The organism is Shewanella sp. SM68, assembly GCF_025653925.1.
Taxonomy (GTDB): Bacteria; Pseudomonadota; Gammaproteobacteria; order Enterobacterales; family Shewanellaceae; genus Shewanella; species Shewanella oncorhynchi.
This window is the reverse complement of record NZ_JAKKRU010000018.1, coordinates 13,655-39,437: the sequence shown is the minus strand read 5'-3', so window position 1 is coordinate 39,437 and position 25,783 is coordinate 13,655. Positions and strand designations below refer to the sequence as shown.

24 protein-coding genes are annotated in these 25,783 nt (G+C 45.2%); 14 read left to right on the top strand and 10 right to left on the bottom strand.

Translation table 11 applies throughout. The features are described from left to right. Positions 1-2: 2 nt before the first annotated feature. On the bottom strand, positions 3-1,499 hold the full coding sequence (locus L5M40_RS21005) for a DUF853 domain-containing protein (RefSeq protein ID WP_263257186.1): 1,497 nt from the start codon (positions 1,497-1,499) through the stop codon (positions 3-5). A 490-nt stretch (positions 1,500-1,989) separates the two neighbouring features. On the opposite strand from L5M40_RS21005, the gene L5M40_RS21000 reads away from it, so the two are divergent. The 3 genes from L5M40_RS21000 (at position 1,990) to L5M40_RS20990 (ending at position 3,931) form a co-directional block, all read left to right on the top strand. After that, complete coding sequence (locus tag L5M40_RS21000; protein WP_263163732.1) at positions 1,990-2,415, top strand: hypothetical protein; 426 nt, start codon at positions 1,990-1,992, stop codon at positions 2,413-2,415. Positions 2,416-2,545: 130 nt separating this feature from the next. Then, entirely contained in the window at positions 2,546-3,424 is an 879-nt protein-coding gene (locus tag L5M40_RS20995) for a neutral zinc metallopeptidase (protein ID WP_263257185.1), read from the top strand. 51 nt (positions 3,425-3,475) lie between these two features. Next, positions 3,476-3,931 (top strand): NUDIX hydrolase, encoded by a 456-nt coding sequence (locus L5M40_RS20990; RefSeq protein ID WP_263257184.1) that lies wholly within the window; start codon positions 3,476-3,478, stop codon positions 3,929-3,931. A 25-nt stretch (positions 3,932-3,956) separates the two neighbouring features. Here L5M40_RS20990 and L5M40_RS20985 read toward each other — a convergent pair whose 3' ends face one another. Beyond that, positions 3,957-5,156 carry a class I SAM-dependent methyltransferase gene (locus L5M40_RS20985; protein WP_263257182.1) on the bottom strand — a complete coding sequence of 400 codons (1,200 nt, stop codon included), beginning with the start codon at positions 5,154-5,156 and terminating at the stop codon, positions 3,957-3,959. Positions 5,157-5,363: 207 nt separating this feature from the next. Continuing rightward, positions 5,364-5,792, bottom strand: a complete 429-nt coding sequence (locus L5M40_RS20980) for a hypothetical protein (RefSeq protein ID WP_263257181.1) — start codon at positions 5,790-5,792, stop codon at positions 5,364-5,366. A gap of 116 nt (positions 5,793-5,908) precedes the next feature. On the opposite strand from L5M40_RS20980, the gene L5M40_RS20975 reads away from it, so the two are divergent. The 3 genes from L5M40_RS20975 (at position 5,909) to ubiA (ending at position 9,981) form a co-directional block, all read left to right on the top strand. Beyond that, positions 5,909-6,211, top strand: a complete 303-nt coding sequence (locus L5M40_RS20975) for a hypothetical protein (protein ID WP_263257180.1) — start codon at positions 5,909-5,911, stop codon at positions 6,209-6,211. A gap of 602 nt (positions 6,212-6,813) precedes the next feature. Next, positions 6,814-8,982 (top strand): DNA helicase II, encoded by a 2,169-nt coding sequence (uvrD, locus tag L5M40_RS20970; RefSeq protein ID WP_263257178.1) that lies wholly within the window; start codon positions 6,814-6,816, stop codon positions 8,980-8,982. A gap of 138 nt (positions 8,983-9,120) precedes the next feature. Next, a complete protein-coding gene (gene ubiA / locus L5M40_RS20965; RefSeq protein ID WP_168827752.1) occupies positions 9,121-9,981 on the top strand; it encodes a 4-hydroxybenzoate octaprenyltransferase in 861 nt (286 codons plus the stop codon). 6 nt (positions 9,982-9,987) lie between these two features. On the opposite strand, the gene torT is transcribed toward ubiA, so the two are convergent. Then, entirely contained in the window at positions 9,988-11,061 is a 1,074-nt protein-coding gene (gene torT, locus L5M40_RS20960) for a TMAO reductase system periplasmic protein TorT (RefSeq protein WP_263257177.1), read from the bottom strand. Positions 11,062-11,393: 332 nt separating this feature from the next. Here torT and L5M40_RS20955 point away from each other — a divergent pair, with 332 nt between their 5' ends. From L5M40_RS20955 to L5M40_RS20940, 4 genes are all read left to right on the top strand, one after another. Continuing rightward, on the top strand, positions 11,394-11,789 hold the full coding sequence (locus tag L5M40_RS20955; protein ID WP_263257175.1) for a VOC family protein: 396 nt from the start codon (positions 11,394-11,396) through the stop codon (positions 11,787-11,789). A 34-nt stretch (positions 11,790-11,823) separates the two neighbouring features. Then, positions 11,824-12,873 carry an NAD(P)H-dependent flavin oxidoreductase gene (locus tag L5M40_RS20950; RefSeq protein WP_263257174.1) on the top strand — a complete coding sequence of 350 codons (1,050 nt, stop codon included), beginning with the start codon at positions 11,824-11,826 and terminating at the stop codon, positions 12,871-12,873. A gap of 219 nt (positions 12,874-13,092) precedes the next feature. Beyond that, on the top strand, positions 13,093-14,010 hold the full coding sequence (locus L5M40_RS20945) for a TlpA family protein disulfide reductase (RefSeq protein WP_263257173.1): 918 nt from the start codon (positions 13,093-13,095) through the stop codon (positions 14,008-14,010). A 223-nt stretch (positions 14,011-14,233) separates the two neighbouring features. Further along, positions 14,234-15,313, top strand: coding sequence for an AI-2E family transporter (locus L5M40_RS20940; protein ID WP_168827747.1), 1,080 nt, complete (start codon positions 14,234-14,236; stop codon positions 15,311-15,313). A gap of 11 nt (positions 15,314-15,324) precedes the next feature. On the opposite strand, the gene L5M40_RS20935 is transcribed toward L5M40_RS20940, so the two are convergent. Next, positions 15,325-15,612: a helix-hairpin-helix domain-containing protein gene (locus L5M40_RS20935; protein WP_168827746.1), complete on the bottom strand. Its 288-nt coding sequence runs from the start codon at positions 15,610-15,612 to the stop codon at positions 15,325-15,327. A 129-nt stretch (positions 15,613-15,741) separates the two neighbouring features. Next, positions 15,742-17,802: a S9 family peptidase gene (locus L5M40_RS20930; protein ID WP_263257172.1), complete on the bottom strand. Its 2,061-nt coding sequence runs from the start codon at positions 17,800-17,802 to the stop codon at positions 15,742-15,744. Between the two features lie 158 nt (positions 17,803-17,960). Here L5M40_RS20930 and L5M40_RS20925 point away from each other — a divergent pair, with 158 nt between their 5' ends. Then, complete coding sequence (locus L5M40_RS20925; protein ID WP_063883683.1) at positions 17,961-18,479, top strand: DUF2975 domain-containing protein; 519 nt, start codon at positions 17,961-17,963, stop codon at positions 18,477-18,479. A gap of 2 nt (positions 18,480-18,481) precedes the next feature. Continuing rightward, positions 18,482-18,694 (top strand): helix-turn-helix domain-containing protein, encoded by a 213-nt coding sequence (locus tag L5M40_RS20920; protein WP_263257171.1) that lies wholly within the window; start codon positions 18,482-18,484, stop codon positions 18,692-18,694. Between the two features lie 79 nt (positions 18,695-18,773). Here the strand turns inward: L5M40_RS20920 and L5M40_RS20915 are convergent, their stop codons facing one another. The 4 genes from L5M40_RS20915 to L5M40_RS20900 all read right to left on the bottom strand — a co-directional run bounded on the left by L5M40_RS20915 (position 18,774) and on the right by L5M40_RS20900 (position 22,647). After that, the gene (locus tag L5M40_RS20915) at positions 18,774-19,352 is read right to left on the bottom strand and encodes a nucleoside triphosphate pyrophosphohydrolase family protein (protein ID WP_105250355.1); all 579 of its coding nucleotides are present in this window, start codon (positions 19,350-19,352) and stop codon (positions 18,774-18,776) included. 174 nt (positions 19,353-19,526) lie between these two features. Beyond that, positions 19,527-20,111 carry a TlpA family protein disulfide reductase gene (locus tag L5M40_RS20910; RefSeq protein ID WP_263257170.1) on the bottom strand — a complete coding sequence of 195 codons (585 nt, stop codon included), beginning with the start codon at positions 20,109-20,111 and terminating at the stop codon, positions 19,527-19,529. 17 nt (positions 20,112-20,128) lie between these two features. After that, a complete protein-coding gene (locus tag L5M40_RS20905; RefSeq protein WP_028761784.1) occupies positions 20,129-20,548 on the bottom strand; it encodes a cytochrome c-type biogenesis protein CcmH in 420 nt (139 codons plus the stop codon). After that, the gene (locus L5M40_RS20900) at positions 20,548-22,647 is read right to left on the bottom strand and encodes a heme lyase CcmF/NrfE family subunit (RefSeq protein WP_263257169.1); all 2,100 of its coding nucleotides are present in this window, start codon (positions 22,645-22,647) and stop codon (positions 20,548-20,550) included. The genes L5M40_RS20905 and L5M40_RS20900 overlap by 1 nt, the downstream gene beginning before the upstream one ends. A 549-nt stretch (positions 22,648-23,196) precedes the next feature. Between L5M40_RS20900 and sirA the strand changes: the two genes are divergently transcribed. Together sirA and L5M40_RS20890 are read left to right on the top strand one after the other, a co-directional pair. Then, positions 23,197-25,260 (top strand): dissimilatory sulfite reductase SirA, encoded by a 2,064-nt coding sequence (gene sirA, locus L5M40_RS20895; protein ID WP_113939219.1) that lies wholly within the window; start codon positions 23,197-23,199, stop codon positions 25,258-25,260. Between the two features lie 62 nt (positions 25,261-25,322). Further along, positions 25,323-25,763, top strand: a complete 441-nt coding sequence (locus L5M40_RS20890; protein WP_028761786.1) for a rhodanese-like domain-containing protein — start codon at positions 25,323-25,325, stop codon at positions 25,761-25,763. Positions 25,764-25,783: the final 20 nt, after the last annotated feature.

Here is a 25,783-nt window from a genome sequence, read left to right as displayed (position 1 = left end):
GCCTAACGTCGGCTCGATTTACCTAGCATGCCACCTAATATACCGCGCAAAATTTGTTTACCTAATTGGCTGCCAACCGTGCGTGCCGCTTGTTTTGACAAGGTTTCAGCTAACCCTTGGCGGCGCTTATTACCAAAAATAAGTTCACTGAACCAACCTTGTTCTTCGGCTTTTTGGCCCGTTTGCACATCACTTGCTGTGGATGTGGTGTCGCTGGTGGCGTTACCAACTCGTCTTTGGTTAAGGCGTTCGTAGGCCGATTCGCGGTTGATTAACTGATCGTATTTACCTCCAATCGGGCTTTGGACACGGACTTGTTGTAACTCCTCACTTGTGGCGGGTCCCATGCGGCAACGTGGCGGTGCGATGAGCGCGCGCTCGACCATAGTTGGCACGCCTTTGTCGGCTAACATAGACACTAAGGCTTCACCTACAGCGAGCTGGGATATGACGTCGCTAACAACCAGTTTGGGGTTAGGCACAAAGGTTTCTGCGGCGGTTTTGACCGCCTTTTGATCCCTTGGCGTGTAAGCTCGCAGGGCATGTTGAATACGATTGCCTAATTGTCCGAGAATTTCGTTTGGGACATCATCAGGAAATTGCGAGCAAAAATAAACGCCTACGCCTTTTGAGCGAATTAGGCGCATGATCTGTTCGACGCGTTTTAATAGACTCGGTGGGCAACCCTCAAAGAGTAAATGCGCCTCATCGATAAAAAACACTAACTTAGGTTTTTCGGGATCGCCGACTTCGGGCAGATTCTCAAATAATTCTGAGAGTAGCCAGAGTAAAAAACTTGAATATAAACGGGGTGTTAAAATCAGTTTGTTTGCTGCTAATAAATTGATAATGCCGCGTCCTTGCAAATTAGTGCGCATTAAATCTTCAAGCTGTAACGCGGGTTCACCAAAAAAGTCTTTGCCACCATCGCGCTCTAATCCTAGTACCGAGCGTTGAATCGCTGCGAGGGATTGGGCGCTGATTAAACCATATTTGGCGGAGATTTCTTTGCGTTCCTCGGCAACTAAGGCCAGCATGGCCCGCAGATCATCTAAGTCGAGCAGTAATAACCCTTGGTCGTCCGCTAGTTGAAAGACTATGTCTAAAATACCGCTCTGGGTGTCATTCAATTCTAAAATTCGGCCGAGTAAGGTTGGGCCCATTTCGCTGATGGTGGTACGCAGCGGGTGGCCTTGAACGCCCGCTAAATCCCATAACACCACAGGGTTGGCTTCGTTGTGATAATCCTCAATGCCAATTTGAGTTGCCCTTTGTAATAGCTTTTCACTTGGAGTGCCGGCCATAGCTAGACCCGAGATATCGCCTTTAACGTCTGTGATAAAAACTGGCACGCCTTGGCGTGAAAAACCTTCGGCAATACTCATCAGCGACACGGTTTTGCCTGTCCCTGTGGCACCGGCAATTAACCCATGGCGATTGGCATACTTAAGATTTAAGTGAACCTGTTGTTCACCTTTTCCTATTAATAGCGTATTCAAAGGCATTCCTTAATGTTAACGGTAGGGCTTATATTGGAATCGTTGCAGCATCCTTATTTTAGCCTCTGTGTATTTAATCCACTTTAGTGTCGTCGTTCATGCGTATAAAAATTCATCATTGAGTGTTGGCCTTAGCGTAATTTATGTCAACATGGGGCCTGAATAAGCTTGATATCACTTAGCAAAAATGTGTGATTGGCAATATGGGCGTTACCTATGAATGAGGTGTGTTATTTGGGTCATTCACTGAGGCGTGCTTGATGGTGAAATTCCCTTTGATTATGCTGCTCTTGTTCTTTACTGTGCTGACATCTGCCTGCACCGAATGAGTCAATCTTATGAGCCTATGCGAGATAAACAGCGCTGTGTTGCTGAGGCGGATAAAAGCCGTTATCAGTATGCAAAAGTAAAAGCAGTAGAAGAAAATCAACGGCTGAAAATGGCCAAAGAACAAGCCATTCAAAAATTGTTAATTGTAGAAAGGATATCTATGAAAGGTGCGGGCGGAACACAGGGCGGGACGGGACAATTTTTTATGGGTCTTGCCATGATGTGTGGTGGATTTTATTTATTGTTCAATGCAATACAAGTGAGCTCTAGTTTTGGACTGGGCTATGGCTTATATCGAGTGAATGCCTTTGGGCAAGGCATGTCGATCACCACTGGCATGGTGATGCTACCGTTTATTATCGGTATTGTGATGGTGTTTTTTGACGCTAAGAGTAAGTTAGCTTGGCTGTTGAGTTTAGGTTCGATAACTGCTCTGATTGTAGGGGTTATCAGCTCGATTCAATTCCACTTTAAATCTATGTCGGCCTTTGAACTGATTGTGATCCTCGTTTTGGCCTTTGGTGGTTTAGGGTTGTTTTTACGCTCACTGAAAGACGCGCCCACAAGCGATACACAGGCGAAATAATTACTAGACACTTAATCACTAGACTCTTAACCACTAGGCGCTAGAGTGCAAATACGAAATCAGAGTTGTGCATCTAAGCGACTTTAATAGCGGTTTAATGAAAGTTTTAACTACAGAGTGAAGGAATGCGATGCGCTGGCGTGACACTGATAGAAGCTCCAATATCGAAGACAGACGCGGCCAGCAAATGGCATCTGCGGGTGTGCCGAGTGCCTTGTTACTCAGGTTCTTGCCCTTTTTGCTGAGAACTAAACTTGGTCGTGTGGTGTTACTCATCGGCGGCATTTATATTGCTTTTCAGTATTTTACCGGTGGTCTGTCACTCGACCCGAACGCTCAATCTCATCTTAGCCAATCCCAATCTAGCTCAACGACCGCGGTACAGGATGAAAATGCCCAGTTTGTGGCGGCCATTTTAGGCACCACAGAAACCGTTTGGGGCCAGTTACTCAAAGGGCAATATCGAGAGCCTAAGTTAGTGCTTTATCGCAATATGACCTCCACTGGCTGCGGTATGGGACAGGCGCAGTCTGGGCCTTTTTATTGTCCGGCCGATAGCAAGGTGTATATCGATCTTAGCTTTCTTGATGAGCTTAAAACCTTAGGCGCGCCCGGCGATTTTGCCTTTGCCTATGTGATTGCCCACGAAGTAGGCCACCATGTGCAAAACCTGCTTGGCACTAGCACTAAGGTGCGCCAAGCCCAGCAATCTGGCAGTAAAGTGCAAGCGAATCAATTGAGTGTCGCACTTGAATTGCAGGCTGATTGCTACGCGGGTATTTGGGGGCATTATGTCAATCAACAACTTAACTTACTTGAAGCGGGCGATTTAGCGGAAGGTATTGCCGCCGCCAGTGCTGTGGGTGACGATCGTCTGCAAAAGATGGCGGGTCGCGCCGTACAGCCTGATGCTTTTACCCATGGCAGTTCGGCGCAGCGGGTGAAATGGTTTAAGACAGGGTTTGATTCGGGTAATCTCGCCAGTTGTAATACTTTTGCGGCGAAGTGATTTAGTCTGATATCTCAAATACGTACCGAACAGAAATGCAAGGATAACTGAGTGGCCTTTAACGATACCTTTAGATTGAGCAGCCACGCGGTTATCACTAATGCGCAGGGACAAGTGCTGTTGCTTAAGGCCAATTATGGTAATTTTGCTTGGGGTTTGCCCGGTGGCGCACTTGAGCCCGGTGAAACGATTCACGAGGCCTTGGTGCGCGAATGCCAAGAGGAATTAGGCTTAAGTGTGCAGGTTAACTATTTGAGCGGCGTGTATTATCACAGCGCCTATCAATCCCAAGCCTTTATTTTTCGTTGTGAACTGCTATTGCCTGAGGGGCCTGATGGATCTGAGGTGGCAAAAAATGTGGCAGAAGGTGAGCCATTGCCGATCCACTTAAGCCACGAACATTCAGAGTTTGCCTTCCACGATATCGACACCCTTAGCGCGGTTCAGCAGCAAAGAATTAAAGATTGCCTCAATTTCAACGGGGTTGTCATGAGCGCAAAGTTTTAATGCTTTGCCAGTAAACCGCCGGCCGTTAATCGGCTTGGGTTTGCGCGAGTAAGGTTTCTAAGCAGTGTTCCTTGATACCGTAATAGGCTTTAATGTCAGCAATTTGCGCGAGGATTGCGGCGCTGTCTTTCTGATTGTGTTGTGGCTTTTTAACGGCCAAAATCATCTTATTTTTATTGGTATGTTCTAGGCTGATAAATTCAAACACCTTAGTCGCATAACCATTGGCTTCCAAAAATAGCGCACGTAATGAATCCGTCACCATTTCAGCCTGTTGGCCCATGTGCACTCCATATTGCAGCATAGGTTTGAACAATTCTGGGCTGTGCATCTGTGGGCGAATTTGTTTATGGCAGCAAGGCGAACACATGATGATGTCGGCATTGGCGCGAATACCATAATGAATCGCATAGTCAGTGGCGATATCGCAGGCGTGCAGCGCGATCATCACATCGGTTTGCTTAGGCGCATGGGTTCTTACATCGCCGCAGACAAATGATAATCCTTGATGGTCCAGCGTTGCCGCTGTTTCATTACATAAATCGGCCAAGGCTTGGCGTAATTCCACCCCAGTCACTTGCGCATCGTTGTGAAGGCTGTGGCGCAGGTAATCATGGATTGCAAAGGTGAGATAACCTTTACCTGAACCAAAATCGACCACATTGATCGGTTGGTCATTCTTGTGGGGTGAGGCTTCCAGTGCTTGGCTGAAAACCTCAATAAATTTATTGATTTGCTTCCATTTACGCGACATCGCAGGGATAAGATTATGTTGGCTGTCCGTCACACCTAGCTTGGTCAGGAAAGGCCGTTCGATATCCACAAAACGCTTTTTCTCACGGTCATGTTCTAACGGCGCAGCTACGGTTTGTTTAACGTTATGTGTGCTGATTTGGACTTTGCCTTTTTTGCTGATCTCAAGCTGAACTTCTGCCTCTGCCGTGGCTAAGTGCGCGCTCTTAAAATCGCTACCGAGTAACTGTTTTATGCTGGCTAAGCCTTCGTCATAACTCAGGTTTTTAGTGATGTGATTTGTCTGGTGTTGGTACACAAACGACAGCACAGGTTCATTCTGCAAACTGATCGGCCGAATCGTAATGCGCTGCAGGCTTTTATCTGCCCCTCGGTACTTACTCAACAATAGTTTGATCAGACTATTCTTCGCCAAGCTGTCAGCCAAAAGCTGGTAAAAATCATCAAAAGAATTAAGCGCTGAATGGGACATTATTGTTTCCGAAAAAGTAACCAAGAAAAACAGGGTGAGTATTCTAACCGCGATCCGCCGCTACCTAAAGTTATTCTCACCGAGAAGGGGGGGGTTGAGTTTCGATACATTACTATCTATTTCAGGTAGTCGTGTTAAGCACAGCTACTCCTGTTACAGTCCCAACTCTTGTTTGAATTATTTAATCAAAGTCAAAGTCGTGGGGCTTCACCCCACACCCGACCAAGGAGGACTGCTCGTCCTATCCTCCTTGGATGCTCCATGACGCCCCCAACGGAGTTGAAAGCCCCTTGGGCTCATTGCCAAATTTGCTATCGCTTCCGAAGGATGCGTCCCTGCACCTGCGAAAGCTAGCTCGCCATCCATGGCGAGACTCACGCAATTTGTCATTTCGCCCTGCGGCAACTCCGAGGGTATGGCGTATTCCTTTGATTGTTGAGTTATCTGATTACCATTAACAGCAATAAAGAGTTGTGGATCTCCTGTTTCACCATGCTTCATAGTCGGTAAATAATGATTTGATTTTATACCGCCAAAATTTAGTGAGCCAAAGATAGAAACGGTAAACATCTTCTCGCTTTCTTGGTGTAACAATGTATTGAACGTGATGCGATAGCAGTGATAACTTACTGTCATATATTAATTTTGCCCTAAAAGTTTAAACCTACTCGTATCTTTGTTTGGGTTTAACTATAAGTACGGGGAAAACTCCCCTTAGGCATTAAAGTCAAAGTCGCAGTACAAGGAATATTATGAAACCGTGTATGTTCATTCTGTTAACAGCCATCCCTCTAACAATTGCTATTACTGGTTGCAGTGAAGAACTTGCAAACAAGAAAGCCGAGCAAGCAAAATTACTGCAGCAACATATAAGCTCAATTGTTTCTGCTTGTACAGGAACACTATCGTTATCAACTCAGATAACTGGCGACTTTGAAAATCCGGCCACAACAACAATAAGCTGTTCTGAAATGGATAAAAAAAGTGATTTTTTTCATGAAATGACCGAAAAGGACTTAGAGGTAATAAAAAACAATGTCAAAAAACTCAATTAGCCTTAATCAAGACGCTTAATGTTTACAAATTAAAGATTGGATAGGCATGTTTTCCATAATAGCAACTATATTGGTTACTTTTGGAATCCAAGCTTCAATAGATATGTCTGTTGAGATTGCCGCCCCAGTCTTGTTATCGCAATCCGCTATGATTTAGTTATAAAAGCGGGAATAAAGATAAGAGGGGGTCACTTTTCGCCTTTGATCTTTGCTGGCTGGCAGTTACGCAAAGGTTAATAGGATTAAGCACTGTCATGGAAGTGACCGTTGACGGCATGGATGCCGTCGTCGAGCCCTCAGGGATGAGTTAATGGCGTGTCACTGGAATGACAGTGCTTAATCGCTGAAACAGAATGATGAACACCCTCTTTATGAATAATTAATACAGCCTTACCCTTCTTTAATACCTACCCTAAACAAAGATCTAATGGGCTGCTGTTACCTAAAAGCTGGATAGTGCTTAATCAATGTCGTCATTACAACACAAGCGCAAAGCAAGATGCGGCAACTTGTCATTCGTCTTGTGGCCCTTGTCTAGTGGATCAAGCGCGCAGGCGGGTTTTCTTCTGTTATAATGCCCCCTCGATTTTTTGGAGGCGAGAATGGACGTATCTTCTTTACTAGACGGCCTGAATGACAAGCAGCGCGAGGCTGTCGCGGCACCGCAATCTAGCATGTTAGTGTTGGCGGGCGCGGGCAGTGGTAAAACTCGGGTGTTGACCCACCGCATTGCGTGGCTGATGCAGGTTGAACAGCAGAGTCCTTACTCGATTCTTGCGGTGACATTTACCAATAAAGCTGCGGCCGAGATGCGCGAGCGAGTTGAAAAAGTCGCTGGCACCAATATGGGCCGCATGTGGATTGGCACTTTCCACGGTTTGGCGCATCGTTTGTTACGCACTCACTTCCAAGATGCGGGTTTACCGCAAAGCTTCCAAATCCTCGATTCTGACGATCAAGTACGCTTGATCAAACGTATTCTAAAAAGCCTTAATTTGGATGAGAAACAATATCCTCCACGCCAAGCTCAGGGTTATATCAATGGTAAAAAAGACCAAGGATTACGCCCTAAACATATCGATGCGGGCGGTTTTCCGCTTGAGCAAAATCTGTTAAAAATCTATCAGGTTTATCAAGAGTCTTGCGACCGCGCTGGTTTAGTCGATTTTGCCGAAATCCTATTACGTGCCCATGAGTTATGGCTCAATAAACCGCACTTATTGGCCCATTATCAAGACAGATTCAAGCATATTTTGGTGGACGAGTTCCAAGATACCAACGCGATCCAATATGCGTGGATCCGCGTGCTTGCCGGTCAAACTGCCAATGTGATGATAGTGGGTGATGACGACCAATCGATTTACGGCTGGCGTGGTGCTCAGGTTGAAAACCTACATAGATTCTTAAAAGATTTCCCGAGTGCGACCACGATTCGCCTCGAGCAAAACTATCGTTCTAAGGGCAATATTCTTAAAGCGTCCAACGCCTTAATCGCCAATAACCCAGAACGTATGGGCAAAGAGTTGTGGACGGATGAAGCCGATGGAGATCCGATTTCGCTCTATTGCGCCTTTAATGAAATGGACGAGGCGCGCTTTATCGTCGGTCGAATTAATGATTGGCACGAAAAGGGCGGCAACCTCAGTGATTGTGCGATTTTATATCGTTCTAACGCTCAATCGCGGGTATTGGAAGAAGCCTTGTTACACAAAGGCTTAGCTTATCGCATCTACGGCGGTTTACGCTTCTTCGAACGCCAAGAAATTAAAGATGCTATGGGTTACCTGCGGCTGATTAATAACAAAGACGACGATGCGGCGTTCGAGCGTGTGGTGAATACGCCGCCCCGTGGTATTGGCGATCGCACTTTGGATATTTTGCGCTCCACGGCGCGCCAGCATGAGTTAACCTTGTGGCAGGCGAGTGTGCGTTTGCTCGACGAGAAAGTGCTCGCGGGTCGCGCAGCAAATTCTGTGCGTGGTTTCATGGACTTAATCATGACGATGCGTGAAGACACTCAAGATATGGTGCTGTATCGCATGGCCGATACAGTGATCCAAGCGTCGGGCCTTAAGGCAATGTATGAAGCCGAAAAGGGTGAAAAAGCCCACGCTAGAATCGAAAACTTAGAAGAACTCGTCACGGCGGCGCGTACTTTTGAGCTACCAGAAGAGCTGGAGGAGATGGGCGAACTTAACGGTTTCCTATCCCACGCGGCGCTCGAAGCGGGCGAGGGCCAAGCCGATGCCTTTACCGATGCGGTGCAGCTAATGACGCTGCATTCTGCCAAAGGGTTAGAGTTCACTATGGTGTTTATGGCGGGTGTCGAAGAAGGGATTTTCCCGAGTAAAATGGCGCTCGAAGAGGGCGATAGACTCGATGAAGAACGCCGTCTCTGCTATGTGGGCATGACCCGCGCCATGGAAAAACTCTACATAACCTATGCGGAATCGCGGCGCATTTATGGCCGCGAAGATTACGCTCGGCCGTCGCGTTTTATCAAAGAGATCCCGCCGCAATATGTGGATGAAATCCGTCTTAAGGCGCAGGTTTCAACGCCGATGGCGAATAATCGTTTCAGCGCACAAAAATCGGCTGCCACAAACGATACGGGCTTTAACGTCGGCCAACGAGTCAATCACCCTAAATTTGGTGAAGGTAAAGTGACCAACTTTGAGGGCAGCGGTGCCCAAGGGCGAGTACAAGTGAGCTTTACTGACTTTGGCAGCAAGTGGTTAGTGGTGGCTTACGCTCGGTTAGAGGCGCTTTAATGCCAGCCCTGAACGCGATAAATGTCAGCTTTTTATGACACGATTTCAGGGCGTAAATTCGCATCGGGAGAAGCATGGGTATATGATGCTAATCCAGAAACCGAGTGGAAACTTGAGGGTATTGGGAGTACCTAGTTAATGAATTTAAAGCAGAAGTGGGATGTGTATTCCCGTCTTACTCGAATCGACCGTCCCATAGGTACGCTATTGTTGATGTGGCCATGCTTGATGGCGTTGATGTTAGCGGCGGGTGGTATGCCCGATCTTAAGGTATTGATCATCTTTATTATTGGCGTGGTGATCATGCGTGCCTGTGGCTGCATTATTAACGACTATGCCGATCGCGATCTCGACTCTTTTGTGGAACGTACTAAATCTCGGCCGCTGGCCAGTGGTGAAATCAGCACTAAAGAAGCCTTGATACTGTTCGTCGTTTTAGGTTTGTCTGCTTTTGGTTTAGTCTTATTACTCAATGGATTAGTGGTTAAATTATCCGTTGTTGGTATTATCCTCACGATCATTTATCCCTTCACTAAACGCATCACCAATATGCCGCAGATGTTTCTAGGCGTGGTGTGGAGTTGGTCTATCCCTATGGCTTACGCCGCGCAGACGGGTGAAGTACCCATCGAGGCTTGGTGGTTATTTGCGGCCAATTGGTTTTGGACTGTCGCCTACGATACCATGTATGCCATGGTCGATAGGGATGATGATTTAAAGGTGGGCATTAAATCCACTGCAATTTTGTTCGGTAAATATGACCGCCAAATCATAGGGCTATTTCAGCTTGCTGCGCTGGCTTGTTTTATCGCCGCCGGTTGGAGCGCCGATCGTGGTTTACTCTATGGCCTAGGTTTACTGACTTTTGTCGGCTTTAGTACTTACCAGCAAATGCTGATCTTTGATCGCGAACGAGCCCCTTGTTTTAAAGCGTTTCTCAATAACAATTGGGCGGGACTCGCATTATTTGTTGGGCTGGGCGCCGATTATTTAGTTTAGTGAGCATCATTTTTGTTGTGGAAGATCCTGATGGATCATCCACTGATTCTGTGGCGCTAATATTTGTTTTAAATCAATCTGGTGGATGTTGTCTTGGGAGATAACCTTGATAACTGGGCTCACTTTGTGGGGATAAGGCGCACCTTCGAGTGCGCGTATTGCGAGATCGATGGCAATCCGAGCCTGCAATACTGGTGAGTCGCTGACCGTCGCGAGTAACTGTTTTTTCTGCACTAATTCTATGGTCTGTGCATTCGAGTAGAACGCGATGACCTTTCCCGTTTTATTCCTACGCCCGTCTAAATAGCGCGCCGCGAAAGTGGCGGCAACTGCATTGGCGATCACATAATCTACACTTTGTTTAGTAAGCACTTTTCGCACTAAATCAGCTTGAATAAATAACTCCGTAGTGCCAAACCCTCCTTCAATTGTGTCGAACTCTTGTTTGGCTGCCGCCCGCCTAAATCCTTGTTCTGCTGCCATAACCCAAGAGGCGTCCTTAGGCCCTGGAAACCAAGCAACTTTAAGTTTCGCAGGCGCTTTATCGACAGGGTCTCGTTGCTGCGATGCAATATACTCAATCGCTGCCGCAGACATATCTTCAAAGCTGACTAAGGAGCGACTCGTGAGTTTGTCGGTCGCGATACCATTCACTAAATCAATAACAGGAATGCCCGCAGCAGAGAGTTGTTCGATATCCGCAATCAGTCCATCAGCCGTATTCGCAGCAATAATATAGGCTTGAGCTTTGAGGGCTTGGCAAGCATAGAGTTGTTGTTTTTGTTGCTCAATATTGTCATATCCTCCAGCATCATAAATGCCGAGAGTTACACCTTGGCGTTCGGCTTCCTGCGATAACCCAAAGGCGACACCCCACCAATATTGGTCTTTACCATGGGGAAGTAAGGCGCAGATCCGCCATGCTTTTTGGGCTTGAGTGAGTGGTGTGTATGCCGTTTTTTTGCCATCAGCAATCACATCGGCGGGATACCAAGTTGCCTGCACTGCAAAGGCGAAAATATAGAGGATTAAGGTGAGGCAAATCCTGAGGGAGTAAGCGAAGAATGCAGTAAAGTGCATAGGATCATCATGTTAAGTTAACAATAGATTAAGCATAGATGAATGATCCATAGTTGCTAAGTCGATGCTAAATAAAGCTGATTTATTCTTAATAACCAGTGTCATGAAGTGTTATGGCACTTTTATGATGGGCTGCAGAGTGGTTGAAATTGTAGGGTCGTCTTACATTAGCAGGCTTTACGCTTTGACTTGTTCACTGAATGCTTAAGTTTACATTTCACGCTAAAGGCTTAATTGCCACAGCTGGTTTTTGCCATAGTGCTTAGTCTATAGTCATTGGCTTATAGTGGTTTTTTATGATCAATTTCATGCTTAGGTAACAAGGAATCGTTATGTTTATTCCGTCAGGATTTGCACGGGTTAGCCCGTATATGATGATCGCTGATGCCGATAGTTTAGTGGTTTTTTTACAGCAAGCCTTTGATGCTAAAGCGCTACATATTTCCCGTCGGGCTGATGGCAAAATAGCTAATGCACAGATGCAAATCGGCGACTGTTTATTTATGTTGAGTGAGGCGAGTGAAGCTTTTCCGCCTATGCCCGCATCCTATTATTTATATGTGGAAAATGCCGATAAAACGGTGGCTCAGGCACTCTTCGCTGCGGGTGAATTAGTGATGGAAGTGGCGAATATGCCCTATGGCGATCGCCAAGGTGGAGTGCGGGATCCCGTGGGCAATCTGTGGTGGATCTCCCAGCGTTTAACCGTGGGGCCATATCAGGATTGAGCATCAAGTGATAACAAGTCAAAGGAGGTGATGTATGCCGTGCCAGTTAACCCGATTATTTGGAATCGAATTACCGATTATTCAAGCGCCGATGGCGGGTGTTCAGGGCAGTGCCTTAGCTATAGCTGTGTCGCAAGCGGGGGCGTTGGGATCTTTGCCCTGCGCCATGTTATCCCTCGAAGCCTTAGATACCGCCTTGACACATATTCGCACCCAGACGGCTAAGCCCATCAATGTAAACTTCTTTTGTCATTATGAACCTGAACCGCAAGCAGCGAAACAAGCCGCATGGCTTAATCAACTCGCGCCTTATTTTTCTGAGTTGGGTGTCAATCCTGATAGCCAAACCGTGGGGGCACAACGCGCGCCATATACCAGCACCCAGGCTGCAGTGTTAGCTAAATTTAAACCTGAGGTGGTGAGTTTTCATTTTGGCTTACCGAATGAAGATTTGTTGCTGGAGATAAAGTCTTGGGGTTCAAAAATCATTTCGACAGCGACAACTGTAGAAGAAGCACTATGGCTAGAAGCGCGTGGTGCGGATGCCATTATTGCGCAGGGTTTAGAGGCCGGAGGTCACAGGGGGCATTTTTTATCCGATGATTTAACCGAGCAGTTAGGCACTTTTAGTCTATTGCCGCAAATCATTGCCGCCGTTGATATTCCTGTTATTGCAGCGGGTGGCATAGTCGATGCAAAGACAGTGCGCGCTGCTATGGCGATGGGCGCTTCGGCGGTGCAAGTGGGGACGGCATACTTACTCTGTCCCGAATGCACCACCAGTGATATTCACCGTGCCGCCCTGCAAAGTGAGGCGGCGCAACACACTGCACTGACTAACTTATTCACCGGTCGACCCGCCCGTGGCATAGTGAACCGTTTTATGACAGAACTTGGGCCCATCAATGATGCGGCCCCGGATTTTCCGCTCGCCTCAAGTGCTGTCGCAGGGCTGCGAAGCGCCGCTGAACAACAAGGATTCGGTGATTTTAGCCCGCTTTGGTGCGGCCAAAATGCAACAGGCTGTCAGGCTATTCCCGCCGCAGAGCTGACGAGGCAATTGGCGTTAGGTTTGATGGTTTAAGAGATTGTTGCATAGGCTATAAATACTCATTGGTTGCTCACCAAGGCTTACATTTTGGCTAGCTAAATTAGCGGCTTGTTAGTTTATACTCGTCGTTTAAAGGTTGGTTGTTGGTGAGACTGCCGCTTCTTTTAAATTATGTTTTTCTGTACAAATGGCTGCAAATCACTAGCCCTATAGTCGTGGGTGCGAGTGTTCTATAGATTTAAGGAAAGCAATATGTTGTTACGTAAAATCATTGTTATGTGCCTTGCCGTTATGAGTTTTGCTACGTTTGCGGGCAATAAAGCCTATCAAGATATCGCACTTAAAACCTATCCAGATCAGCAGCAAGTGACTTTAGCCAGTGTTGCGGGTGACAAGCCGATATACCTAAAGTTTTGGGCAACCTGGTGCCAACCTTGTATGGAGCAAATGCCGCATTTTGAAACCCTGCAGAAGAAATATCAGGACAAGATTAATATCGTCGCGGTGAACATCAATATTAATGAAGAGGAGCCTAAGATTGCTGACGTTATCGCGCGTTTCGGGCTCACTATGCCCGTGTGGTTGGATAATGAAGGCGAGCTGGGTGTGGCTTTAGGTTTGGTCGGTACACCCTATAGTGTATTAATCAATCGTGCTGGTGATGTGGTTTACACTAGCCATGAGTCTGATGCCAATTTAGATAAATTTATCGATATGTTGGCGAATGGCCAAGAGTTGACTGCGCAGACAACGGAGGCACCCAGTGCCGAACAAACAGCTAAGTTACTGAAATCTTGGGAACAAGGTGAGCATTTACTTTTTTTCACCGCAACATGGTGTGATTGGTATTTGGCTGATAGCCGCCCAGAAATGTCTAAAGAGTGTATTGCCGTTCAAAAAGGTTTAAATAATCTCGCGCAAAAAGTGCCTAATAAATCGTGGCACGGTGTGGTCAATCACTTGTGGACAGACAATAAAGCGCTCGAAGATTTTAAGCAGCTTTATCAAACTCAAGTCGATTTTAGTATCGATGAATTAGGTGTGTTATTTAATCATTTTAAAATCCGCAATATTCCTACTTTACTGTGGGTTAAGGATGGTAAAGTTATTCAGCGTATTTCCGATTTTAGCCAGCCAGAGAAAGTAGTTGAGCAGCTTTCGGCTCAATAAGCTCATTCCAAATGTTAGGCCTTTGATAGATATCTAAAGGCCTTTTGTCTTCAAAGATTGAATAGATACACAGCTCAATATTCGGTGTTAAAGTCATTGCCCATGGGAAGCACTGCGCAATAAACTGATTCGTAGAACGAGTTGGTTAAGCGTTAACCTTGTCTGGTAATGCAGAGTGTTTTCCATTTTATCGTTGAATTTTATTGTGGGGGGTTTTAGCACTATGACGCCGATTTTCAGTAATGCCGCTATTGGCCGTAGTTTGTTGGTTTTGCTCTTGTGTGCTGGCGTATTCTTTTTTATCGATTTTTTAGTGCCCGCCTTAGCTGCATTGATTGTGTGTTTTTCAAGTTGGCCTCTCTATCAAAAACTATTGGCAAAATGCGGTGGTCGCTCGGCGTTGGCGGCAACCATTGCCCTGTGTTGTATTGTGCTCGGGCTGATTATTCCGCTGGTGTTTGTATTTTCCTATGCGTTACAAGAGATTAGAACTTGGGTTGATTGGTTGGTGTTCACTAACCAACATGGTTCGCCCGTGCCCTTGTGGATCAAAGACTTGCCTTGGATGGGCGAATGGTTAACCCTGCAATGGCAGCAGTTTATTGGTGAACCCCATGAATTAGGCCAAATTATCAGTGCCATTAGTGGCCAGAATTTGAGTGGCATTTCCCGTTGGGTGCTGCAATTGGGTTGGAATACTTTAGGGTTGTTGTTGACCTTACTTTTTATGCTGATCACTTTGTTTTTCCTCTATAAAGATGGTCCGCAAGTGGCTAAACAGTTGGATATCGTGGGTGAGCGAGTGCTGCCTGCTCGCTGGCATAGTTTTTCCCGTGTGGTGCCTGCAACAGTCAGTTCTACCGTGATAGGTATGACGCTTATCGCAATTGGTGAGGGCATAGTGCTGGGGATTGCCTATTGGATTGCGGGAGTACCTTCGGCCGTGGCTTTTGGGGTGTTAACCGCCTTTATGGCCTTGGTTCCTGGCGGCGCGCCAACCATGTTTACCTTGATTTCACTCTACCTTGTCGGCACTGGCGATATGACGGCGGGGGTCGGCTTGTTTCTTTGGGGCAGCATAGAGTTGTTTATTGTCGATAAAACCTTAAGGCCTAATCTTGTCGGTGGGCCGATTAAATTGCCTTTCTTACCGACTTTTTTCGGTTTGATCGGCGGCGTAAAAACCATGGGTTTTGTCGGTTTGTTTGTTGGTCCAGTATTGATGGCCCTGCTGGTGGCTATTTGGCGTGAGTGGTTAAGGGAAGAGCCCGAAACGATAATGGGTAAACAGGAGGATAAATAGTCGCTAAAGCTTCATTTCTCTAAGGTATTTTTGCGCTCATCGGTGTAAAACCACCAAGGTTTAGGATCTTCACCTGCCATAAAACGGGTGATGGAGATAAACACATCGAGCATACAGGGGTCGTGTCTCTGGCCCGTTTTGTCGCACAGCGTTTGATACAGCTCGTAGGGGTTTCTATCTAACAGCTGCTCAGGCTTATCTATGCCAAGCAAACGTAAATCCGCCGCACAGGCTTTGCCAATATTGGGTAAATCAGTCAATTGCTTAACCTCGGCACGCACGACTTTTGCTGGATTCATTTTTATCTCTTGGGGTGTAGTCATACTTGATAGATTAGTCTATTGGCCCACAGTTAACCGCGTTAGCCTGTTAAGATATTTCGCCTTCCTTGGCAAAATCTGTATTGCACTTCTAACGCTTTATTAAGGTTACAGTTTTTCTATATCAACATTTAAGCTATTAAGATGTTCAAGCAAAGCTGGATTGACATTATTATCCACTTTTCCGCCTAAGTACTTACCAAAGAAACGTTCAGTCGCAATTATCGCGGCGAGCTTGTTGGCACGTTTGATAAATCCATGACCTTCATCTTTGGCGAGTAAGTATTCAACGGGTAACGATTTTTGGTACATCTTTTTCGCAATATTATCTGATTCAACTTGAGTCACTCGCGGATCATTCGCTCCTTGGATAAGCATCAGCGGTGCTTTTATGTTATCAACAAAATTAATTGGGGAGCGGTTCTCCATATCTTGTTTTTGTTCAGGAATTAACGGGTCTCCTACTGATTCAAACCATTGACCTAAATAGGGGCGCCAGTAATCGGGGAAAGACGCCATTAACGTGACTAAGCTTGACGGCCCCACATAGGCGATCACAGCTTGGTAAAGATCTGGGGTAAAAGTCGCGCCGGATAAAGCCGCATAACCACCGTAAGATGCGCCAAAGATCCCCAAGCGATTTTTATCCGCAATCCCTTGTTCGACCAAGTAATTTGCACCATCAGTCAGGTCATCTTGCATACTGCCAGTGCCCCAATTGTTATTGCCTAAGTTGAGGAAGTGTTTGCCAAATCCTGTCGATGCGCGAAAGTTTGGCTGTAACACGGCATAACCACGGTTGGCATAGAACTGAGCAATCGCATGGAAGTAACCAGAGTCTAACGCCCAGTAGTCCCGAGCCCAAGGGCCGCCATGGGGCAGAATGATGGTGGGTAAATTGCGCTGGTTTCCCTTTGGTAATGTCAAATAAGCCTGAATTTTTACACCATCCCTTGCGGTATAGACTAGGGATTGTCTTGGTGATAGCAGTTCTGGTTGTATACTTGGAGGAATATCCGCGAGTAAGTGGATATCACCATTAATGGCATTGTATTGGTAATCTAAGCTCGATGCCCTATCGCTCGCGACGTTGATCTGCCAGAGATTATTTTTCTCGTTACGTTCGGTAATGGTTATTTCAACATCTTGATTAAAATGCTTATTGATCACATCCCAGTGCTTAGCAAACTCAGTATCAAGTGGATAGGTTCTTAAGCGCCCGCCGTAATAGGAAATGGCTAAAGGTTCACCAGCATCGTTAAACAATACCTGATAAACATCCGCTTCATCCTTAGGATCTTTATGTAAGGTTTCATATTTTCCCGTCATAAGATCAACTTTGAGCAGTTGTTGTTTATCCCGCTCACCGATGTTGGCACTGATATAAGCGAGTTTTTTCGCATCGTTTACTTTTAAGATATCAATGCTTTCACCCTTAGCTGTGTGGATTATTTTACGCCAAGTGCCATCAATGAGTGTGTAGAGGCTATAGCTGTTATCTAGATTAGTGCTACTGCCAATAACGGGATGCCCTTGTTTATTAAACTTCATTTGCACCAAGTTTAAGTGGTTTTCAAAAATAGGCGTTAGCTTGCCATCATGGGTGTTGAGCCAATAGATATCCATCCGACTCGATTCATCGTGGTTCGCCATCACAACCAGCTGCTCAGGGTTATCCTTAGGCTGTTCCATGACGCTGTATTTCACCTTGTCATTGTGCGTGAGTTGCTGCTCTTTTGGCGCTATTTTGCCTTGGGGAGTTTCAAAGCTGAGTTTAAAAATTTGGGTGTTTTCATTCCCCCCTTTATCTTTCATAAAAAAGAGTTCGTTACTGTTTGATGACCATTCAAATTCTTTAATAGGTTCAATGGACTGCGTTAAGAGTGTCGCACTTGCAAGATCGCTTTTATCCGCCATTACATAAATATTGCTCGCACCTTGGTATTCCTTTGTGAAGGCTAACCATTTACCGTCGGCGGACATTTTTAAATGGTGAATATTTTGCTCATTGAAAAAATCTTCGATGGGAATGAGCGGCACTTGGGCTTGCTGGCTGTTAAGCCTATCCGTATTGGCTTTTTGCTCAGTGGTTGAGGCTGAACAGCTTGCGAGTAGCATAGCGGCAATAGCAGCACTGCATAACTGGCTTGTGAAGGAGGATAATCGCATTGTTGTAACCTTGAGTTGTTAGAAGTGACATCATGTTAATACGAAAATTAATTATCGTAAAACAATAAAATTATATTTCTTTGCAATATATTTTACCGAACGAGTATACTAGCCAAGGTTAAAGAGCACTGGGATTGGATTAAATTTAGGATTGAGTGATGAATAAAAACATAGAAAAGTTAATAAAAATCAGTGCATTTTTCCGGTGGGTGATTTTGTTAGCCGCTACGATTGTGGTGGTGTATCTGGGTTATAGCTACTTAGTCCATGATGAGATACGTTTTGGATCGAATAATGGATTGTTCCAAGCGCTATGGGTATCGCCTGATGCGAGTCAAACCCTGTTGCTGTTAATGTTAAGTCCATTGTTTATCACGTTTTTACTGGGTGTTTATTGGCTGCAAAAATTATTAGCCTACTATCAAGATGGCTTGTTTTTTAGCGACGAAAGTATGCATTGTTATTTGTGGTTGGTTTGGCTTAAGGTTGCCGCCTTAGTGATAGAGATACTGCAAACCTTAGGCGTAGGTTACTATCATAAGTCGCTTTTTGAGGATACCCGTATCGACTTGGCGCTCGATTTTGGCAATATCACTACGATTTTATTGATGTTGCTGATTGTTTATTTGCTTAAAGCTGCCCGAGATTTTGAGGCAGAAAACAAAGAGTTTGTGTAATTTTGGACATTATCGTTAATTTAGATGTCATGATGGCGATACGGAAGGTGAGTTCTAAGGAGCTTGCCAAGGCGGTTGGCATTACCGAAGCGAATTTATCCCTGCTAAAACGTGGCAAGGTGAAAGGCGTGCGTTTTGAAACGCTGGCGAGTATTTGTGAGTACCTGTCGTGCCAGCCTGGGGATATTTTAGAATATCGTAAGAGTGATACATAGGACTGAGTTCTGCCGTTTTAGCCTTGTTCAACACATCCTAGGACGCACTTAGTTAAGTGCTATCCTAGGCTTGCCGTGGTTAGGCTTTAACCAGTGTTGTCAGATCCGCTGGGCGATAGTAAACCGATTTTAGTACCTTACCTTGGCGCACCACTTTACCTGCCATTTCCACATCTTTAGCGCATTTCGCTATGATGAAATCACCTTGCTGACTACCGACAATTTCAACACCTTGTTTGGCATAGAAGGCAATGGTCTCGGCCAGTTCTTGCTCGTTACGGCATACTTTACTCATATTGCTCGAATGCACTTCATCCCAGCAGCTAATAAAGTCGATTTCACGGTTTTGAGCCACGCAAAGCAATAAGTCAATCAGGTAACTGATTTCGAGTCTATCCGTCATTGCTTGCGCGCCTAAGTGCACTAGGCGGCCCATTAATACGTATACAGAATCGACGATGGCATCGGCCTGTTCGATACGGCTATCGGCTTCAGCAAGTTCAGTTAACTCCTCAATAATCAGTGAAGTATGTAAAGTGTCGGCCTTGTCATCTAAAGAATCAACATCATTAACGGGCAAGTCGAAGGTGCTACGAAACTCACTGATATCACGATATAAGTGGTCATAAATAGGTTGAGTTAAGCGGGTGAGTTTCATCTGATTTGCCTTGAAATAAAGAGTTTGGCGGCAATTTTAAAGAAATGCGTCGCAGAATACAAAGATGGGGTAGAGATAAAAATACCCGCAGCCAAATAGGCGGCAGCGGGTTTCGGTAAATTTTGGCGGATGACCGAATGGAGAAATATATTGTGAGTCTGTGTTACTTGGTGATTATTGGCCGTATTTTGCAATCAGTTGATCAAGATAAGGGCCAACGTCTTTATCAGCCCAATCGAGATATCCCCGCACAAAACCGACAAGATTACCTTTAGCATCAAAAATATAACTGGCGGGTACGACATTCGCAGGAATGATTTGTTCTATGTTTTGCTCTGGGTCAAGCCAAGTGGCGTAGCCGCTAAAGCCATGTTGGTTAAGAAAAGGGCGTACATCTTTAGATTCTTCATCGATAGAGATTGGAATGATGGCGATATTCTTCCCTTGATACTGCTGCTTAAGTTTTTGGAGTTCTGGAATTTCCCTTAAACAGGGGGCGCACCAGGTTGCCCAAAGATTAACTAAAATCAATTTTCCTTGGTGCTGTTTTAGGGTTTGGGTTTGTCCTGATTCATCAATAAAGGGAACTTCTGGTACGCCGCGTGCGTGCTGCATTTCTATAAAACCAGTCATCACAAGGGGCTTAGGGAGGGGCTCTCCCGTACTGTAGAGTTTATTGTCTAGTGAGTGGGCTGGGCTGTTATTAGAAAACAGACCCAAACACACGAGTAGAACAAAGGGAAAATATTGTAATTTCATCTGGTTATCCTTTACTTTTAAATAGTCGTTTGTGTTTTTCTACGGGTTACCAATGCGAGACACAACCCAACACCAAGCACTAATAACAGCAGTGGCCCAAACCAAAGTGCGAAGGTGGAGGCTTTAAATTCAGGTTGATAACGGATTTTTTGACCATAGCGTTGCACCATAAAATCGATAATCTCATCTTGGTTTTGCCCCTGTTCCAGCATCGAGAATATTTGTGCTTTGAGCTCGTGGGCGATTGGCGCCTGTGATTCAAATAGGCTCTGATTCGTCGCCATAGGGCAACGCAGCACTTTACTGATATCTATTGCCTGTTGCTGGTAGGAAAGGCTTGATATGGGCTGAGCTTGCGCGACGGATAAGCATGGGATCCCTATCCCACATAAGGTGATAGGGAGCAGTAAGACTAAAAAGCGCAATATTGGATTCATTAGGCAAGCGTCTCCTGTGGCTTGTGATGGGATAGGTTAACTAAGGTTGTTAAATCAGCTTGGTAGCTAAAATGGCGAGTAGGCCAAGCGGCAATCGCCCCACCTAGCATCATTAATATGGCGCCCAGCCAGATCCAACTCGCAAGGGGTTTATAGCTGATGCGGATAAGGTATTCGCTGTCACTTAATTGCAGCCCCATAGACACATAAATATCCCGCCAGAATCCATGATCGATACCCGCGTGGGACATTTCCATCCCATTGCTTTTAAAGGTTTGGCGTTGCGGCCTAACGTAACCGAGGATCACTTCATCATTCGCACCATCGCGGATACTGATATTGGCCTGAATGGCGGTAAAGCTGCTCGTTTCAACATTCTCTGTGCTTTCATACACTAAGATATAACCCGCCAACGGTTTACCTTGGCCAGGGCCCATTCTGAGGAGGGCTTCCTGTTCAAAAAAGGAGACGGATGTTGCACCAATAATAGTGATAGCCACCCCAAAGTGGGCGAATAGCATGGCTATAAACCCTTGTTTTGATGATTTAACGGGAGGATTTAAGCCGTGCTCATTGCGGTTTTGGGTTAATTGCCGGGCATATATTCGTTTACCTAATCCCGAGGCTGCCAATATCGTGAGCAATAAACACACTAGCAACCAAAGTGCTGCGGCAGTGCCAAGGAGTAAAAATAAGCTACTGCCCGAGGCGGCCTGTAAGCTTACCCAGCCTGCGACGGCTAATATCACTAGGCTAGGAATGAGCAAGGAAGCGATACGAGTCTTTGAGGCATTTTGCCATTGCACTATTTGCCATTGCACTAAGGGCGCAATGCCCATTAACAGGACAAGCAAGAAAGTGAGGGGGACAAATATAGCGTTGAAATAAGGGGCCCCCACTGAAAGTGTACCTAAATCGAGTAGCTCATAGATCAAAGGGTAAAATGTACCGAGTAATACGGAAAACCCTGCTACGACTAAGATAACGATCCCGAGCAGTAACAGCGTTTCCTTACTGAAAAGCGAGAAAGTCACATCCTGTTTTAAATGATGGGCTTTGAGTGCAAAAATGAGTAACGCAACCCCAACAAAAATCACTAATAAGCAGAGGATTGACATGCCACGGGTCGGATCGGCGGCAAAGGCATGTACCGATTGCACTATGCCGGAACGCACCAAAAAGCTGCCGAGTAAACTGAGTGAGAATGCCAATAAGCACAGCAGTAAAGTCGTGAGTTTAAAGCCATGAGTACGTTGAGTGAGAATGAGGGAATGTACTAATGCTGTTGCCACAAGCCAAGGAATAAAGGAGGCGTTTTCTACCGGATCCCAAAACCACCAACCACCCCAACCCAGTTCGTTATAGGCCCACCAAGATCCAAAGGCATTGCCGCCCGTTAGAAACACCCACGCTAATAATACCCAAGGTCGTAAATAGTTAATTTGACGAGTATTAAAACCACCACCGAGCAGTGATGCTAACGCTGCGGCAAAGCAAACTGTGAGGCCAACATAACCAAGAAAGAGCATGGGCGGATGCAGTATGAGTCCTATGTCTTGCAAAATGGGGTTAAGATCTCGCCCTTCAATCGGAATGTTAGGTAATAAACGGGCAAAGGGATTAGAGGTAAAGAGTAAAAATAAGTTAAAACCAAGGATTACTAATGCCAAAATGGCCAACAGCCTCGCAAAATACAGGGCGTCTTGGTATTTATCGCTGGCCTTATCTTGAGTGCAATCCGCCATTTTTATGCGATAACTGATGATCGCGCCCCAAAGTGCAATCGCAAATATCCAAAACAGCATTGACCCTTCGTGGCTACCCCAAACGGCGGCCACTTTATAACCCAAGGCTAATTGGCTATTCGAGTGGTTTGCGACATAAGCAACAGAAAAATCATCAGTCATAAAGCAATAAATTAAGCAAAGAAGTGAAGCAAATACTGAGGTAAATATGGCTCTAAAGAGTGTCGGGCTTAATCCCACCAGATAGGCATTATTCTGCTTAACACCGATTAAGGTCAGTGCTGCAGAAAATAATGCCAATACGCTACTAATGATCAGTAATATATGTCCAATTTCTGGAAGCATAGTTGTCATTTATTATGCCTTAGAATAATGTGGTCGCGGTAATATAGTGTTTACAGTTGGCTATTTTACCCGTGTGATTTTCACATGCTGATTTTTATTAAGTTCGCTCAGAAACTTGAGTTATTTTATTGTGATTTTAAATGTACATATAAGTTCTTCGTAGTAAAAGTCAGTTTAATCACAAGCTTTAATCACTGTTGATTTTAAGATTAGTCGAGTTTTGCATTTAATAATGTGATCTTATCCGTTATTAAATCATTCCTTTTTACGCTTGATGTTTTTTGAAAAGTAAAATGCATTTTTAGTTTTTTTTATAACTAAAATGTGCTTTTTAACTTCTAAAAAATAAATGGCATTAATTTTGTAAGTTATTGTATTTAATTAATTTTAATTGATTTTATTCATCTTGATTTATCAGCGGGAATTTAGTGTGCTCTAGCTCTGATTTTTAATGGTTTTTTGCCTCCACCATGCTGTAACTGGTCAATTGTTTATGTCGTTCAGTGAGCAGTTAGGTTCAGTGGAAAATATAAAACTAATGATAATTAGGAGTGAATGATGAAACGATGGAAATCCAAAATAGCACTCAGCGTGCTGTTTTGTTTAGGTACTATCGTCAGTGTGGCCGGAATAGCATCCGATGCTAAACCGGGCGAGGTAAAGCCTGGCTATGGTAATAAACAAATGAGTGCGGAAGCTCAGGGAATTATGGCTAATCCCGATCTAACACTAGAGTCCCGTGGTGTAAGAACACTGCAGGATTATATTGTTCAGGAAAAAGAGTTGTTTGATTTTCTTTTTGAAAATCATCCGGTATTTAAATATGCCGAGCAAGGTCGTTTAAAAGGAACCTATAAGGTCAGTGACCGTGGTGAAGAATACTTACACGGTGGTGATAGCCAAAAATATAGCCAACATCAAGAGGGCAATCGCCCTATGGCATTGCAATATCGCCTTGGTGCCAAGTCGATTTTGGATTTCCCAAATAAGTTTGTTGGTCCTGAAAAATGTGGTGAGTGCCACGGCCCACAATATGAAAAGTGGAAACGTTCACGCCATTCAAAAACCTTACGTTTTCCGGGGAGTCATCCCGAAGTCGATAACGATTTAAACAAAACCATGTATGGCACTAAGGATACTTCTATCCTGCCAGACGGCATTACCCCTGATGCAATTTATGCGACGGTGGGAACACCAAGAACCAAATACGGCTTTATCGATAGCTACTTAGTACGCGGTACTTTCCATGTGAAAGACGGTTTACTCAAAGATGGTACTGGCACTATGGTCGCCGGTGGTAACCAATTCTCCCGTGGTTGGGCTGAATGGTTAACCCCTGAAATGGCGAAGAAAATTCAGAAAGTTATTCCTGAATTTCCAACTAAAATGGAAGATTTTGGCGCGAGTGGTTCACACCAGTGGGGTATGAGCTCCTATGGTGCTAAATACGAGAAGGAATTCTTATTCCAACCTGCGAGTTCCTATTGCGAAATGTGCCACACCTTTAAGTTTGATTTTAAAACTAAAGATGAGTTTTTTGCAGCCCTTGGTAATCCTAAAGAGCTACAAAAACATACAGTGTCACTCGGTATTACCTGTGAAGAGTGTCATGGCGCAGGTGGTCATTTAGACGGCGGTATCGGTGGTGGTATGCCTTCTAACTGTGAGCGTTGTCACCAGCGTTTTAACTTCGTAGAAGAACTTGCGCAAACCCCACAGGGTAAAGAAAAACTGGAATATGCCTTTAACGTGAAGATGAAATCTTCGTGCCCATCTTGTGGTACAGAAGGTTCGCAAATGTTTGCCTCATCTCACTACGATAAGGGTATGCGTTGTTCTACCTGTCATGATCCACACGAAGTGACTGATGGTGATTGGAAATCCGGTATTACTAAACCAAAACTCATCAAAGAATGTACCGATTGCCATACGGCACAGGCTGAAATTGCGAGTAATACCAAGACCCACAGTAAACAAACTTGTCAAAGCTGTCATATGCCAAACATGGGTAGTTGTGAAAACTTCACCGCGATCCAGTTCCCTGATATGGCCGGTTTCGACAACGTTCGTAAGTCGCACATGTGGAAAATCGATGTCGATCCATTGCGTAAGACGCTTAACCCACCTGAAGGTAAGTCTCGCGACTCATCCACTAAGGGCTGGACTGTGGCGAAGGACGAAAATGGCCATAACTACCTCGATCTGATGTGGACCTGTGCTCGTACTTCCGCTTCTGATCACGATGTAGTGGATAACAAAGGCTGCCATAGCCAATTCCAATCTAAGTTGGGTGAGGGTCTGCACTTTAAAGATCAACAGCAAATTTACGGCAAAGTTCAGAAGTGGCAAAAACCAGTGAAAGAAACCTATGCCAAAGTAGAAAAAGCCCTTATTAGCATCGATAAGTCGCCCAATATGGCGAAGTTATCGGTAGAAGATAAGACGCAAGTGCTGTTGTTGACCGATAAAGCTCAAGATGTCCTCAAGCTGATTAAAGCCGATGGTTCATGGGGTGTTCATGGTGCGCGTTACTCACAAAAACGCTTAGATGCCGCCTTGACCTATGTGACCCAAGCCCAAGCCATTATTGATGGTAATGCGCTGAGTGCGAAGAAAATATAGTTTAACTTGAGTCCTAGTTATCCCCGACACCTTTGGGTGTCGGGGAATATGAGAGCCTAATTATGCATAACATGCTTCGTCAAAGTGTAAGCCGAATATTGATGGTGTTGGCCTTAGGCGTGACTGCTATGCCAGTCATCGCCGGTGGTGGCTCAGAAATGTCTGAAGTGCCCTATAACGAAATCCAATTAAATCCCATTTCGATGATGGAAGCGGAAACCTTAGTCGGCAAGCAAGGCGTTTATTTTTTCGACGTAAATACACTGGAGATATGGGCAGAAGGTTTTATCCCCGGAGCAGTTTTTTTCAATGTTCAGAATTGGAGAGAGTTACTTCCAAAGAATAAAGATGCAGTCATGGTGTTTTACTGCGCTAACCGCCTTTGCACCAGCAGCAATATGGCGGCGAGAGAAACCATGAAGCTAGGTTACACAGGTGTGCGTCATATGGCCGATGGTATTTATGGCTGGCGTATGTCAGGTCGAGTAACAGAAAAACCTTAGTAACACACAGGACCGATGTT

Bases quoted from the DNA above. Each gene is read 5' to 3' on its own strand.
- L5M40_RS21000 (WP_263163732.1), top strand. From the start codon at position 1,990: ATGAAAGGTGCGGGCGGAACACAGGGCGGGACGGGACAATTTTTTATG.
- L5M40_RS20995 (WP_263257185.1), top strand. From the start codon at position 2,546: ATGCGCTGGCGTGACACTGATAGAAGCTCCAATATCGAAGACAGACGC.
- L5M40_RS20985 (WP_263257182.1), bottom strand. From the start codon at position 5,156: ATGTCCCATTCAGCGCTTAATTCTTTTGATGATTTTTACCAGCTTTTG.
- L5M40_RS20980 (WP_263257181.1), bottom strand. From the start codon at position 5,792: ATGACAGTAAGTTATCACTGCTATCGCATCACGTTCAATACATTGTTA.
- L5M40_RS20975 (WP_263257180.1), top strand. From the start codon at position 5,909: ATGAAACCGTGTATGTTCATTCTGTTAACAGCCATCCCTCTAACAATT.
- uvrD (WP_263257178.1), top strand. From the start codon at position 6,814: ATGGACGTATCTTCTTTACTAGACGGCCTGAATGACAAGCAGCGCGAG.
- ubiA (WP_168827752.1), top strand. From the start codon at position 9,121: ATGAATTTAAAGCAGAAGTGGGATGTGTATTCCCGTCTTACTCGAATC.
- torT (WP_263257177.1), bottom strand. From the start codon at position 11,061: ATGCACTTTACTGCATTCTTCGCTTACTCCCTCAGGATTTGCCTCACC.
- L5M40_RS20955 (WP_263257175.1), top strand. From the start codon at position 11,394: ATGTTTATTCCGTCAGGATTTGCACGGGTTAGCCCGTATATGATGATC.
- L5M40_RS20950 (WP_263257174.1), top strand. From the start codon at position 11,824: ATGCCGTGCCAGTTAACCCGATTATTTGGAATCGAATTACCGATTATT.
- L5M40_RS20945 (WP_263257173.1), top strand. From the start codon at position 13,093: ATGTTGTTACGTAAAATCATTGTTATGTGCCTTGCCGTTATGAGTTTT.
- L5M40_RS20940 (WP_168827747.1), top strand. From the start codon at position 14,234: ATGACGCCGATTTTCAGTAATGCCGCTATTGGCCGTAGTTTGTTGGTT.
- L5M40_RS20935 (WP_168827746.1), bottom strand. From the start codon at position 15,612: ATGAATCCAGCAAAAGTCGTGCGTGCCGAGGTTAAGCAATTGACTGAT.
- L5M40_RS20930 (WP_263257172.1), bottom strand. From the start codon at position 17,802: ATGCGATTATCCTCCTTCACAAGCCAGTTATGCAGTGCTGCTATTGCC.
- L5M40_RS20925 (WP_063883683.1), top strand. From the start codon at position 17,961: ATGAATAAAAACATAGAAAAGTTAATAAAAATCAGTGCATTTTTCCGG.
- L5M40_RS20915 (WP_105250355.1), bottom strand. From the start codon at position 19,352: ATGAAACTCACCCGCTTAACTCAACCTATTTATGACCACTTATATCGT.
- L5M40_RS20910 (WP_263257170.1), bottom strand. From the start codon at position 20,111: ATGAAATTACAATATTTTCCCTTTGTTCTACTCGTGTGTTTGGGTCTG.
- L5M40_RS20905 (WP_028761784.1), bottom strand. From the start codon at position 20,548: ATGAATCCAATATTGCGCTTTTTAGTCTTACTGCTCCCTATCACCTTA.
- L5M40_RS20900 (WP_263257169.1), bottom strand. From the start codon at position 22,647: ATGACAACTATGCTTCCAGAAATTGGACATATATTACTGATCATTAGT.
- sirA (WP_113939219.1), top strand. From the start codon at position 23,197: ATGAAACGATGGAAATCCAAAATAGCACTCAGCGTGCTGTTTTGTTTA.
- L5M40_RS20890 (WP_028761786.1), top strand. From the start codon at position 25,323: ATGCATAACATGCTTCGTCAAAGTGTAAGCCGAATATTGATGGTGTTG.